Raw genomic sequence first — 13,490 nt, 5'->3', positions numbered from 1 at the left:
GCGTCGTCGATCGGCCGCGGTCGGCCGGGGAGGGTGGTCGCGTTCCGCAGAGCGGGTTGCGTACCGCGCACGACGATCCGCTCCCACGCGGATCGCCGGTTGCGCGGTGCTCAAGAGCCTGTCTCCTCCTGGCGTCGTCGATCGGCCGCGGTCGGCCGGGGAGGGTGGTCGCGTTCCGCAGAGCGGGTTGCGTACCGCGCACGACGATCCGCTCCCACGCGGATCGCCGGTTGCGCTCAGCCGTGCTGGTGAGCCTCTCCGGTCGACCCAGCGCCTCCCGCCGGCGCGGAGCGCAACCGGTGATCCGCGTCTCAGCGGATCGACGTGCGCGGAACGCAGGACGCTCTGCGAGACGCGACCACCCTCCCAGGCCGACTGCGGGCGATCGACGACGAAGGAGGAGAGAGCCTAGGAATGCTGCGGGAACCCGAGGTTGATGCCGCCGTGGGAGGGGTCGAGCCAGCGGCTGGTGATGGCCTTCTGCTGGGTGAAGAAGCGGACGCCTTCTGCTCCGTGAGCCTTGGTGTCGCCGAAGAGGGACGCCTTCCAGCCGCCGAAGGAGAACGTGGCGACGGGGACGGGGATGGGGACGTTGATGCCGATCATGCCGACCTCGACCTCGTTCTGGAAGCGGCGTGCCGCTCCTCCGTCGTTGGTGAAGATCGCGGTGCCGTTGCCGAAGGCGCCGTTGTTGATGAGTGCGACGCCCTCCTCGTAGGAGGCGACGCGGACGATGGAGAGCACCGGGCCGAAGATCTCCTCCGTGTAGGCGCGGGAGGTGGTGGGGACCTTGTCGAGCAGGGTCGGGCCGAGCCAGAAGCCGTTCGCGTCGCCGTCCACCTCGATCTCGCGCCCGTCGATGACGACCTCGGCGCCGTCCTCCTCCGCGATCGCGATGTAGGAGGCGACCTTGTCGCGGTGCGCCTCGGTGATCAGCGGGCCCATGTCGCAGCCACGACGTCCGTCGCCGGTGCGCAGGGTCGCGGCCCTGTCCTGGATCTTGGTGATGAGCTCGTCGGCGACGGGCTCGACCGCGACGACGACCGAGATCGCCATGCACCGCTCCCCCGCCGAGCCGAAGCCGGCGTTGATCGCGGAATCGGCGACGAGGTCGAGGTCCGCGTCGGGGAGCACCAGCATGTGGTTCTTCGCCCCACCGAGGGCCTGGACGCGCTTGCCGTGCTTCGTGCCCGTCTCGTAGACGTACTGCGCGATCGGGGTCGACCCGACGAACGAGATCGAGCGGACGTCGGGGTGCTCGAGCAGCCCATCGACGGCCTGCTTGTCGCCGTTGAGCACCGTGTAGACGCCGTCGGGGAGGCCGGCCTCCTTCCAGAGGGCGCCGAGCCAGATCGCCGGGGACGGGTCCTTCTCGGAGGGCTTCACCACGACGGTGTTGCCGGCGGCGATGGCGATGGGGAAGAACCACATCGGCACCATCGCCGGGAAGTTGAAGGGGGAGATGATCCCGACCACGCCCAGCGGCTGCTTGGTCGAGTAGACGTCGACGCCCGTGGAGACCTGCTCCGAGTACTCGCCCTTGAGGTGGTGCGCGAGCCCGGTCGCGAACTCCACGACCTCCTGGCCGCGAGTGATCTCGCCGAGCGCGTCCGAGACGACCTTGCCGTGCTCCGACGTGATCAGCTCGGCGAGCTCCTGCTTCTTCGCCTCGAGGAGCTCGCGGAAGCGGAAGACGATCTGCTGCCGCTTCGCGAGCGACGTGTCGCGCCAGGCGGGGAAGGCGGCCTTCGCGGAGGCGACGGCGGCGTCCACCTCGGCGGAGTCGGCGAGCGCGACCTCCTTGGTCGCGACTCCCAGCGCCGGGTCGTAGACGGGAGCGGTGCGGCCGGACGAGGAGTCGGAGGGAGCCCCGTCGATCCAGTGGCCGACGACGGACAGGGCGGTGGCGGGCTCGGCGATGCTCATGGCGACGACTGTAGGGGCGTGATCACGGCCGCGGGGGTGCCGATCCGTCCAGCGGCGGAGGGGTGGTCTGGACGGATCGGCGCGCTCAGTCGGTGGGACGGGAGGCGTCGGGCGAGGGCGTCGGCGTCGGGCGAAGGGGTGGCCGGGTCGGGGCTCGAGGCGGCGGGGTCGGCCGCGCTCGGGTCCGCAGCACCGGGATCCGCAGCGCCGAGGTCGGCGGCGCCGGAGTCGGCAGCACCCTGCTCGGCTGTACCGGTCTCCTCACCGTGCACCTCTGCAGCGGACGCTTCAGCCGCAGTCTCCGCCGCACCCGCCGGGTCGAACCGCGCCAGCGCCGCGGTGATGTTGTCGTGCCCGCCGCGCTCGTTCGCCCAGGCGACCAGCGCCTTCGCGAGCGTGACCGGATCCGCGCCCACCCGCTCCTGCGCGTCGCGGAGCACGCGCGCGAGGTCCTCGGCGGCGGACGCGTAGTTCCACAGCCCGTCGGAGCAGACCAGCACCCAGCCCGGCTCGGTCAGCTCCTCGGAGGCGACCCGCGGCTCCTCGTCGTGCGCGTCGGCGCCGAGCCAGCGGGTGATGGCGTGAGCGTCGGGCGCCGTCTCGGCCTGCTCCCGCGGCACTCCCGAGGCGATCTGCTCCTGCGCCCACGAGTCGTCGACCGTGAGCTGCCGCGGCTCGCCCGCGTCCGGCATCCAGTAGCTGCGGCTGTCGCCCACGTTGCCCGTGACGAGCAGCGCGCCGTCCAGCACCGCCGCGGTGAAGGTGCACGAGGGCGGATTCGACCGCTTCTCGGGCACGGCCGCGTCGATCGCTCCGGAAGCGCGCGCGGTGGCCATCTGCAGCAGCGCGCGCCAGCGGTCCGCTCCCGCGCTCTCCCCGCCGACCTCGGCCTGCAGCGCGCTGAGTGCCGCACGGGCCGCGGCGAGCGACGCCTTGTCGGAGTCGGGGGTCGAGGAGACCCCGTCGCAGACCACGAGCAGCGCCGTCCTCAGAGAGCCGTCGGCGCCGGTGGTCGCCCCGAGCGCCATCGCGTCCTCGTTGGCCGGATGCCGGAGCCCGCGGTCGCAGACGCCGCCGACCAGCGGGTGCGGCGCTTCGGCCCAGTGCTCGCGCTCGGTCGGAGCTGGGCGTCCGCACTGCTCGCAGTAGCCGTCCTCGGCGACCGCTCCCCCGCAGTAGACGCAGGCGGCGGATCCTCCGACGGCGACGGGCGGAGCGGAGGGGGTGGCCGCGACGATCAGCGGCGTCCCGCAGGCCTCGCAGAACGCGTCGCCCGTCGTGACCGGCTCGCCGCAGTTCGGGCAGGGAGTCGACAGCGCGCCGCTCATGTCAGCGTCCAGCGTCGGACCTCGTTGGCCCGGTCGACGAGGCGCAGGCGCTCGTCGCGCTCGCGAGTGGAGGCGGCGAGCGCGCGGTAGGAGGCCTCGAGGCCGTCGCGGATGGCGGCCTCGTTCGCCTCGACCCCGCCGAGGGTCGCTCCCTCGGCCGGGCCGTCGCGCCGCACCAGCTCGAGGGCGGAGGCGAGGACCTGAGTCGTGAGCTCGAGGCGGGTCCGCTGATCGATCGACACGGAGTCGACGCTCGCGAGGGCGGCCGAGAGCGCGGGCAGCCCGCGGCCCGACTCCGCCAGCAGCTCCGCCCGGCGGCGGCGCGCGTCGGAGTAGGAGGAGCGCGTGGGCGCGACGATGTCGAGCGCGTCGAGCGCCCCGTCGAGGTCGGAGCGCAGCTGCCGCACCCGCGCGAGACCGAAGGCGGCGGGTGCCGTGTAGTTCGCGTCGGCGCGGGCGCAGATCACGTAGAGGGACTCGGCGACCTCGGGCTCACCGCTCGCCTCGCACGCCGCGGCGAGCGCGAGCTTCGGGGCGAGCTCGCCGGGGACCTGCCCGTAGACGGTGTTGAAGGAGGCGCGGGCCCCGATGTCGTCGCCGCGCGCGAGCTGCGCGAGACCGCTCATCCAGACCGCCCGCCACTCCCACGGGTCCTCCGTGAGGATCTCGCCCGTCGCGCGGGCCGCCTCCTCCCAGCGCTGCGCCTCGATCGCCGCCCGGGCGCGGGCGAGCCGCACCTCGACCGTCACGGTGGGCGCGAGCGCGAGAGCGCGCAGGCGCACGATCGGGTCGGCGACGTTCACGCCCGCGAGCCACGACCGGGCGGGATCGGACTCGTCGCGGCGGAGCGCCGGCAGCGCGTCCCACGGCGGGACGCGGTCGACCACGTCGGCCACGGGCGCCTCGAACAGGGCCGACTCCGTCGAGTGCAGCGCGGGGTGTCCGGGACCGCGGTCGGTCGCGACGACCTCGCGCAGCACCCCGAGCAGCTGGCCGCGCATCTCGTCCACCGTGGCGAAGCGGTCCTGCGGGTCGGGAGCGCACGCCTTCGCGATCAGGCGGTAGAAGGAGTCGTAGCGCTGGAACAGCGGCGTCTCCGACACCGGCGGCAGCGAGGCGACGAAGGTCGTCTGGTTGCCGCGGAAGTCGAGCACCAGCGAGGCCAGCGTGCGGCCGATCGTGTAGACGTCGGAGGCGACCGAGGGACCGAGGTCGGCGACCTCCGGAGCCTGGTAGCCGACGGTGCCGTAGATGGCGGAGTCCTCGTCGTCGATCCGGCGCACTCCGCCGAGGTCGATCAGCTTGACCTGGTCGCCCACCTGGATCATGTTGTCCGGCTTGAAGTCGCAGTAGAGCAGGCCGTGGTCGTGCAGGTAGGCGAAGGCGGGCATGACCTCGAGCACGAAGGCGAGCGCCTGGTCCACCGGCAGCGGATCCGCGGCGCCGCCGTTGGCGTCCAGCCGCTCCTTCAGGATCTGCTTGAGGCTCGGCCCGCCGACGTACTCCATCACGATGTAGCCGGCGCCGTCGTGCAGGACGAAGTTGTAGATCTCGACGATCAGCGGGTGCTCGACCTCGGCCAGGAACCGGCGCTCGGTGACGGCCGCGGCGTACGCGTCGGGGTCGCCGGAGTTGAGCAGGCCCTTGAGCACCACCCAGCGCCCCGAGACGTTCCGGTCGCGCGCGAGGTAGATCCAGCCGAGGCCGCCGTAGGCCAGGCAGCCGACGACCTCGTACTGGCCGCCGACCACGTCGCCCTTCACCAGCTGCGGAGTGAACGAGAACGGCGTGCGGCAGTTGGGGCAGAACCCCTCGGTGCGGCCGGGCCGACCGTCGCGCCCGCGGCCGACGGCGGTGCCGCAGTGCGAGCAGAAGCGCTTGCGCTCGGGGAGGACCGCCTCGGTCATCAGAGCGGCCATCGGGTCGGCGGCCGGGCGGGACGGGACGGTGGTGAGCCCGGCGCCGAGCCTCGGGCCGCGCAGTCGGGTCGAGGTGGTGCCGACGCGGCGGGTGACCTTCGAGCCGGTCTGCGCCGTGCGGGCGGAGCCGAGGGCGGCGGTGGCGAGGCGGGCGGAGGAGGTGCGCGTGCTGCGCGCGGTGGCCGACTCCTCCGCGGGCCCGGGTGCCGTGGCGCCGGGGGTGCCCTCGACGAAGCCGGTGCCGAAGGCGGCGGAGGCGGTGGCCGGCGGGGAGGCCGGAGCGGCGCGGCGCGCGGTCGGCGTGGAGGCGGCGGCGCCCTCCTCGGGCGGGAGGCCGCAGACGTTGCAGTAGCCGTCCTCGATCGTCCCGGTGCAGCCGGGAGTCGCGGTGCAGGGGGCGCCGTTCATGGGGTGGCCTTCCGGTGGTGCGCGGGGTCGGGCTGCGGGAGGTCGCGGGTGACGACGTCGTACTGCTCGACCAGGTGACGGGCGAGCGGGACGGAGCACGGCACCGTGTCGAGGGCTGCGCGCACCTCCTCCTCGGCCGCGACGCCGACGGCGGTGGCAGCGCGGCCGTTGCCCTCGGCACGCTCCCGCAGTGCCCGGAGGCGGAAGCCGAGGGCGGCCCGTTCGCGCAGCGGCGAGGTGTAGGCGGCCTCGACCGCGTCGAACGCGCGGCCGACCGCGGTGAGCCGGGCGAGGTGCGCGTCGAGCGCCTCGCGGTCGGACGGAGGATCGCCCAGCCGGGAGACGTCGGGCACGGCCAGCCGCGGCGGGTCGGCGATCTCGCGGCGGCAGCGGGCCACGAGCTCGCGCAGCGGCGCCTCGCGTCGCTCGGCCGCCTCCGCCAGCTCGCGCGCCCGACGGCGGTCGCGCTCGAGTCCGCGCCGCTCGGACGCGGCGATGATCAGGTCGCGCTCGAGCCGGGCGGAGTCGCTCTCGAGCTGGCCGAGCGGCCCCGACACGTCGGCTCCCCGGCCCGCCCGCTCGGCGAGCGCGTCGAGGCGGGACCGCAGCACGGCGACCCGCTCCGCCCGCTCGCGGTCGACCGTGCCGCTCCCGTCGCGGGTGAGGTCGCGGCAGCGCTCGATCTCGGCGCGCACCCCCACGATCCGTCCGGCGACGTCGGTGCCGCTGGGGTCGAGCTCGAGCCGGGAGCGCAGCTGGCCGACGACCGCGTCGCAGAGGCGCACCGCCTCCACCAGCGAGACCGCGCCGCTCCCGGAGGCGTCGAGACGGCCCCAGATCAGCTGCGTTATCCGCTCGCGCGCCACGATGTCGACGCGGCCGGAGTCCCAGACCGCCTCGAGCTCGGCGAGGCGCCGGGTGACGGACTCGCGGAGCGACTGGGCGAGCACCACGTCGGCCGTGTAGTTCTCGGCCTGCGGCGACGCCAGCGCGGCGGCGTCCAGCCGCGAGAGCTCTCGCGTGGTCCGCTGGAGCCAGCGGGTGAGAGCGGCGAGGTACTCGAAGAGCTCGCGCTGCGGCGCGGCCTCCCCCAGCCGGCCCGGAGCGACGGGGGTCCCCTCCGCGAGACCGGTGCTCATCGGCCGTACACCGGGGCCGGCGGCGAGGCCTCGCCGAGGACCCCGAGCCAGCGCTCGTAGATGCTCTGCCAGCGGCCGTCGCTGCGGATGCTCTCGAGCGAGGCGTTGACGAAGCGCACGAAGTCGGGGTCGTCGGCGGGCAGGCCGAGGCCGTAGGGCTCCGAGCTCAGGGCGTCGCCGACGACCTTCGCGTACGGGTCCTGCGCCACGAAGCCCGCGAGGATCGTGTCGTCGCCCGCGATGGCGTCGACCTCTCCTGCCTGGAAGAGGGCGAGGCACTGCGAGTGCGTGGCGGCCTCGACGGCCTCGACCTCCGGGTAGTCGTTCTGCAGGCGGCTGAGCGTCGTGGTGCCGCTGGGCGCGCAGACCCTCTCGCCGTCGAGGTCGCCGATGCCCGTGATCGGGACTCCGTCGGGGTCGTCGGAGACGAGCACCTTGAGGCCGGCGTCGTAGTACTCGGACGAGAAGGCGATCGAGCTCCAGCGATCGCAGGTCATCGTGAGGGTGCGGGCCACCATGTCGACCTGCGGGGCGCCGTCGCCGCCGGTGAGCGCGGGGAGGCGCTGAGCGGAGGTGATCACGACGTAGTCGATGGAGTCGCTGCCGAGGATCGCCCGGGCGACCTCGCGGGCGATGTCGACGTCGAAGCCCTCGATCGCCCCCGTGATCGGGTTGCGGGCGCTCATCAGGAGGGTGTCGGCCGAGACGCCGACGCGCAGGGTCCCGCGCCCGCGGATCTCCGCGAGCCTGGTGCTGTCGGTCACGCCGGTCGGCGCGTAGGAGGTGACCGCCGAGGGCGAGCAGTCCGCCGCGGCAGGAGCGGCGGGAGCGGACGCGCTCGCCGTCGGAGTCGGGGTCGCCGCGGCGAGGGGCGTGCCGAGGTCGTCCGCCCCCGTCGTGCAGCCGGTGAGGGCGAGAGCCGCGGCGGTGGCCAGGGCGAGGGCGGCGGCGCGCAGGCGGTTCATCGGTACTCCTCCAGTCGCTGGGCGATGCCGCGCCAGGCGAACACGGCTCCGGCGAGACCCGCCGCCAGCAGGATCCACGAGACGAGGGTCGCGAACTCCGCGCCTCGATCGAGCGTGGTGGCGGCGGCCAGTGCCTTCTCCTGCACCACGTCTCGGGCGTCGTCGGAGAAGGTGGTGAAGAGGTCGTTCGGCGTGCCGTTCCCTGTGATCGTGGCGACGCGGACGGCCTGGTCCCAGTTCCCGGCGTCGTCCGCCTCCCGGATCTCCTCGTGGAACGACTGCCACTGCCCGAACTCGTCGACGAGCCGTGTCCTCGCCAGCTCGTCCTGCAGGTCGCCCGAGAGCTTCTCCCGGGCGGAGTCGACGGCCTGGGTGTAGCGCTCCCCGAGGGCGGCGCCGGAGCCGCGCTTGATCAGCGTGAAGCTCTCGAGCGACTTGGCGTCGCTCGCGGCGATGAGCGCGTTCGACACGGTGAGCGCCTCGCGGTAGGACTCGACCCGCGCCGTCCCCGCGTCCGCCGCGACCGATCCGTAGGCGAGCGCCCCGCCGACGCCGACGACCAGCAGGAGGGCGGTCCCCGTGGCGAGCGGGCGGTTGAGGTAGCGGTGCGTACGGCGGGCGAGCCAGAGCTGCGCCGCCAGGAGGAGGACCAGCATCACGAGCGAGCCGATCATGAGCAGGACGCTCCAGCGGACGGCGTCGTAGGCGGCCGCGACCCGGTCGGCACCGGAGTCGACGAGTCCGTCGAGGTCCTCGAGGATGCCACCGTCTCCCGAGAGGGCCGTCGACGCCTGGTCGAGATACGCCGAGGCGACGGGGAAGCCCTGCCGGTTGTTGGCCCGCGCCTGCTCGATCAGCCCGCTGTAGGTCGTGATGCTGCTGGCGACCCGGGCGAGGGCCCGGGTGTCCGCCGAGTCGGCTGCCGAGAGCCCGGCGATCGCGGAGGCGGCGCCGGTGAGGCTCGAGACGTACGACGCCCGCAGCTCGGTCGGCTCCAGTCCGCCGACGAGGAAGGTGTTGGCCGCGATCGCGTTGGCGTCCACCAGCAGCGTGCGGACGTTCTGCACTCCGAGCAGCTGCGCCGACTGCTCCCGGGCCGTGGTCGCGGCGCGCGCCTGCATCGCTCCTGCCTGCTGCGCGAACACGCCGAACAGCACGGCCGCCAGCGCCGTCAGGGCGAGCAGGAGGCGCAGGGTGGCCGGAGTGGTCGCGGTCGCGCGGGCCAGCAGCGACGGCCTCCGCTGCGCCGGCCGGTTGGCGACCTGGACGAGGGGCGGCTCGGGGATCCTCTGCGCGGGCGGCGCGGCGGGTGCGGTGCTCAACGGCTCTCCTCCTCGGGGTCGTCGGTGACGGGGACGGCCGCGCCGCTCGGGGCGGCGTCCGCCTGCCCGAGGGCCTCCTCAGAGCCCTCAGCCGAGCCCTCGTCGTCGTCGCCGGCTGCGTCCGGGCTGCTCGAGGCTTCGGGGCTCTCCACCACGTCCTCGGGGAGCAGGATGCGCAGCTCGTCGAGCGTCGGCTCCTCCACGTCGCGCAGGCGCCAGGCGTGCCGGGCGATCGCCGCGTCGAGGACGTTGCGGACCCAGCGCCCGTTGCCGAACGCCTCCGTGCGCTGCTGCGCCGAGGCGAGGCCCGCGAACGCGGCGAGCGCCTCCTCCGTCGGCTCGAAGTCCGCGGAAGATGCGAGGCGGCCGAAGATCGCCGAGAGCTCGTCGTCGGAGTAGTCGGCGAAGTCGATCGTGGTCGAGAAGCGGCTGGCGAGACCCGGGTTCGTGTCGAGGAAGCCCTGCATCGGCCCGGAGTAGCCGGCGACGATCACGACGAGGTCGCCGCGGTGGTCCTCCATGTCCTTCACGAGGGTGGTGACCGCTTCCGCGCCGTACTGGTCGAGCGCGAGCGCGTAGGCCTCGTCGATGAAGAGGACGCCGCCGCGCGCGGAGGCGATCACCTCCGCGGTCTTCGTCGCGGTCTGCCCGAGGTAGCCGGCCACCAGCTCCGATCGGTCGACCTCGACGAGCACGCCCTTCGAGAGGATGCCGAGCGAGCGGTAGATCCGCGAGACCAGCCGCGCCACCGTCGTCTTGCCCGTGCCGGGGTTCCCCGTGAAGACGAGGTGGCGGGTGAGCGTGGGCGTGCTGAGACCGGCGGCCTGGCGCAGGGTGTCGATCCGGAGCAGCTGCGTCTGCCGCTTGATCTCGCTCTTCACCCGGTCGAGGCCGATCAGCGCGTCGAGCTCGGCGAGCAGGTCGTCGATGGACTCCGGCGGGTCGAGCGGCTCCGGCTCGGAGGCGGGCTCCGCGGCGGGAGCGGCGGCGGGCGCCGGCTCGTCCTGCGGACCGTCGTGCTCGGCCCGGCGGAGGCGCTCGAGGATCTCGTCGACCCCGGGCACGCCGGCGGGCAGACCGGTCGGCAGGTCGGCGCTCGCGGCACCGTCCGGCGTCCGGCCGGTCGTGTGCGGTACTCCTCCGCTCGTCGTCGGAGCGGTGCCCCGGGCGCCCGGGACGGCGGAGAGCTGGGCCGCGGCGGTCGCGGAGGCGGAGGCGATGCCGCCGATGCCCGGGTCGCCGAGAGCGCTGGCCGCCGAGACGACCTCGGTCAGGGCGCGGGCGTAGGCGGAGGCGTGGTGCGAGCCCGCGCCGACCAGGGCGGCCAGCTGATCGGTCGGCCCCGACCGCCAGCGCCGACCGCTCGAGGCGGCGGTGAAGAACGCCTCCAGACCGCCGGTCGCGCCGGTCGCGGCGAGCCAGTCCTGCCCGGCGCCGCGGATCGACTCGGCGACGGCGGCGGCCAGCCGCGCACCCTCGTCGCGGACGGCCGCGGCGTCGAGGCCGGCGGCCGTCCCCGCGAGCACGAGGGCGTCCAGCGCCGGGGCGAGCGCGGTCACGAGGCGCTCGGCGGGGTCAGCGAGCCGGATCCGGACGGCGCTCCCGGCTGCGGAGGCGCGTCGAGACCGCTCGGGGAGAGCGAGGACTCCGTGAACTTCTCGGCCAGGAACTGCCCGTGCGCGATCAGCGCCGAGGCGTCCTGCCGCGAGACGGCGTCCGAGATGCGGTCGAGCGTGCCTCCGAGGAGGTCGAGCTGGTCGCAGAGGATCATCAGCGAGGTCTTCCCCCTGTGCACGGCGCGGCGGTCGGCGAAGTCCCTCGGCAGGCGGAGGTAGCCCTCCACCGCCTCGGGGAGGTAGCTGGTCGCGGTCGCGACGACGGTGTGGCCCTGGCGGCTCATCCCGCCGAGGCGGTCGAGACGGGGCACCATCTCGCGGACCGTCTCGTCGATCCGCTGGATGCGCGCCGCGACGATGCCGGGCACCCGGCCCTCCGTCCGCGCGCCCACCCTGTCGAGCGCCGCGAGGATGTCCTCGCTCGTCGGGACGCTCGGCAGAGCGGGCGCGGTCTCCTCCGGCGCCGCGGGGGCACCCGTGAACAGTCGGGAGAACCAGCCCATCGGCTAGCGGCCGAGATCGAGCGAGGACGTCGCGTCGATGTCCGAGTTGCTGCGGCGGGCCCGCTCGACGTACTCGCCGGCCTTCGCCGTCTCGGTCTGGAGGACTCCGACGGTCTGGGCCATGCTGTCGAGCGCCTTGATCTTGAAGTCCGAGATCGAGTCCATCGTCTGGTAGATGTTCGCGAACGCGGCCTGCAGCTGCGGCAGCCCGACCGTGGCCGAGGCGGCCTGCGACTGGATCGAGGCCGACTGGTCGGCGAGCATGCGCGAGGTGGCCTCGATCATGTTGGACGTCGTGGTGTTCAGCGCCGTGATCTGATCGAGCACGAGGCGCTGGTTGGCGAGCGCCTGCGCCACGATGACCGCCGTGCGCAGCGCCGAGACGGTCGTGGTCGTCGCGCGGTCGACGCCCTTGATCAGCTCGACGTTGTTCTTGATGACGACGTCGATCGCGAGGTAGCCCTGGATCGACACGGCCAGCTGGGTCAGCAGGTCCTGGTGCTTCTGGCGCGCGTAGAAGAGGACGTCCTCGCGCAGCGCCTTCGCCCGCTCCGGATCGGTCGCGTCGAGCTCGGCGATCTTCGCCGAGAGCTTCACGTCGAGCCGCTCGGCGACGTAGATGTACTCGTTGAGACGGGTCATCGTCTCCCAGAGGTTCTGCTTCTCGAGATTCAGGGCCGCGTTGTCCTTCCGCAGCTCGTCCTGCCCGTCGTACAGGGCCTGGATGATCGCGTTCAGGTGCGACTGGGCGCTCTCGTAGCGGCGGAAGTAGTCGGTGATCTTGTTGCCGAACGGGATGAAGCCCAGGATCTTCTTCTGCAGGTTGTCCTCGGACGGGTCCAGATCCTCCACCGTGCGGCGCAGCTCGAGCAGTGTCTTGCCGATGGTCGACCCCTCGGAGAGCCCGCCCTCCTGGAGGGCGCGCACCGGCGTGCTCAGCAGCCGGTTCGACGAGTCGGCGGCCGAGCGGATGTCGGCGTCGCCCATCGTGCGGATGTCGTTGGCCCGCGTCGCGAACTCGGGGCTGCGGGACTCCGTCGCCAGGAGCGTGTCGAGGTAGCCGTCGACCTTCGCCTCGAGGCCGGGCAGGGCGGCTTCCGGCACCTTCGGCGCGATCGACGGCGCCGAGGTGGTCGGCACCGCTGCCACCGGCTCCGGAGGCGTGAGCGAGAGGGCGTTCTGGACGGGCGGCTGCAGGGCCTCGGTCATCGGGATCCTCACCGTTCCTGGCGCTCGGCGCCGACTGGGATGAACGTCCGCCCAGCATATCCCGGGCCCTCCCGCGGGATCCCCGCGAGCCGCCTCGTCCGAGGACTCGACGCGATCGGGCGGCTGTGGAGGAGCATCCGCCGCCGGTCAGACCGCCTTCGGGCGCCTCCGCAGCGTCGCCACCGCGACTCCGGCCAGGGCGAGCGCGCCTCCGAGCAGCGCGGCGAGCGGCGGGGTCTCGCCCAGGACGAGCCAGGACAGCAGCACGACCACCGCGGGCACCGCGTAGGTGGACGCCGCGGTGCGACCCGCGCTGGAGCGCGCGAGGACGTACCCCCACGTCGTGAAGGCGACGGCCGTCGGGAAGATCCCGAGGTAGACCACGGCCAGGATCGAGGAGAGCGGAGCGGCGGCGAGCGCCTCGACGAGCTCCGGGGCGAAGGGCAGGCACGCGACCGTGCCGGCGAGGCAGCCGAGCCAGGTCATCGTCGGTGCGTCGATCCGTCCCAGCAGGCGCTTCTGAAGGGTCGCCGCGCTGCCGTAGACGACGGCGGCGACCAGGCCGAGGGCGACGCCGATCACGTCGAACTGCCCGGTGGAGGTGGAGAACGCGATCACCGCGACGCCGGTCAGCGCCACGAGCATCCCGGCGAGGAGACGGCGGGGGAACCCCTCCCCCAGCAGCAGCCCGGCGAGCACGGCGGTGATCATCGGCGCGATGTTCACCAGCAGCGCCGCCGTCCCCGCGTCGACGTGCCGCTCCGCAGCGTTCAACGCCAGGTTGTAGACCCCGAACCAGGCGACTCCCCAGCCCAGCACGAGCAGGAGGAGGCGCCCGCGCGGGACCGCTGTGCGCGGATCCGGACCCGCCTCCGAGCGGCGCCTCCGGGCGATGAGGACGACGCGCACCACCGTGAGCGCGAGCGACCCCACCACGATGCGGCCGAGGGTCAGCGCGCCCGGGCCGAAGTCCTCCGTCGTGGCGCGGATGCCGACGAAGGCCGACGCCCAGAGCAGGACGGTGACCGCGATCGCGCCCCACAGCAGGAGGGCGTCCCTCGTGGAGGGCGGGGCGGAGGAGGAGACGTCGGTCATGAGGCCATCGTGGCGCTGCCGGGGATTCAGCACCAGTTCCGTTCACTGTCGGATCGTTCA

The 13,490-nt window shown here is 73.7% G+C and carries 10 protein-coding genes; all 10 read right to left on the bottom strand.

Annotated features, from left to right (window positions below; genetic code table 11):
* Nucleotides 1-408 precede the first annotated feature (408 nt).
* Entirely contained in the window at nucleotides 409-1,926 is a 1,518-nt protein-coding gene (locus C5B93_RS08640) for a CoA-acylating methylmalonate-semialdehyde dehydrogenase (RefSeq protein WP_104292243.1), read from the bottom strand.
* Nucleotides 1,923-3,254 carry a PP2C family serine/threonine-protein phosphatase gene (locus C5B93_RS08635; RefSeq protein WP_219814029.1) on the bottom strand — a complete coding sequence of 444 codons (1,332 nt, stop codon included), beginning with the start codon at nucleotides 3,252-3,254 and terminating at the stop codon, nucleotides 1,923-1,925. Before C5B93_RS08635 ends, C5B93_RS08640 begins: the two co-directional genes overlap by 4 nt.
* Entirely contained in the window at nucleotides 3,251-5,581 is a 2,331-nt protein-coding gene (locus tag C5B93_RS08630) for a serine/threonine-protein kinase (protein ID WP_104223838.1), read from the bottom strand. Before C5B93_RS08630 ends, C5B93_RS08635 begins: the two co-directional genes overlap by 4 nt.
* Nucleotides 5,578-6,720: a hypothetical protein gene (locus C5B93_RS08625; protein WP_104292242.1), complete on the bottom strand. Its 1,143-nt coding sequence runs from the start codon at nucleotides 6,718-6,720 to the stop codon at nucleotides 5,578-5,580. Before C5B93_RS08625 ends, C5B93_RS08630 begins: the two co-directional genes overlap by 4 nt.
* Nucleotides 6,717-7,685, bottom strand: coding sequence for a glutamate ABC transporter substrate-binding protein (locus C5B93_RS08620; RefSeq protein ID WP_104233136.1), 969 nt, complete (start codon nucleotides 7,683-7,685; stop codon nucleotides 6,717-6,719). The genes C5B93_RS08625 and C5B93_RS08620 overlap by 4 nt, the downstream gene beginning before the upstream one ends.
* Entirely contained in the window at nucleotides 7,682-9,007 is a 1,326-nt protein-coding gene (locus C5B93_RS08615; RefSeq protein ID WP_104292241.1) for a hypothetical protein, read from the bottom strand. The genes C5B93_RS08620 and C5B93_RS08615 overlap by 4 nt, the downstream gene beginning before the upstream one ends.
* On the bottom strand, nucleotides 9,004-10,566 hold the full coding sequence (locus C5B93_RS08610; RefSeq protein WP_258068178.1) for an AAA family ATPase: 1,563 nt from the start codon (nucleotides 10,564-10,566) through the stop codon (nucleotides 9,004-9,006). The genes C5B93_RS08615 and C5B93_RS08610 overlap by 4 nt, the downstream gene beginning before the upstream one ends.
* The gene (locus C5B93_RS08605; RefSeq protein WP_104249860.1) at nucleotides 10,563-11,126 is read right to left on the bottom strand and encodes a hypothetical protein; all 564 of its coding nucleotides are present in this window, start codon (nucleotides 11,124-11,126) and stop codon (nucleotides 10,563-10,565) included. The genes C5B93_RS08610 and C5B93_RS08605 overlap by 4 nt, the downstream gene beginning before the upstream one ends.
* 3 nt (nucleotides 11,127-11,129) lie before the next feature.
* Nucleotides 11,130-12,335, bottom strand: a complete 1,206-nt coding sequence (locus C5B93_RS08600) for a toxic anion resistance protein (protein ID WP_104223833.1) — start codon at nucleotides 12,333-12,335, stop codon at nucleotides 11,130-11,132.
* Between the two features lie 147 nt (nucleotides 12,336-12,482).
* On the bottom strand, nucleotides 12,483-13,430 hold the full coding sequence (locus tag C5B93_RS08595; protein WP_104292240.1) for a DMT family transporter: 948 nt from the start codon (nucleotides 13,428-13,430) through the stop codon (nucleotides 12,483-12,485).
* Nucleotides 13,431-13,490: the final 60 nt, after the last annotated feature.

This window comes from Rathayibacter sp. AY1A2 (assembly GCF_002930935.1).
Lineage (GTDB): Bacteria > Actinomycetota > Actinomycetes > Actinomycetales > Microbacteriaceae > Rathayibacter.
This window is presented reverse-complemented; position numbering and strand designations above follow the sequence as displayed.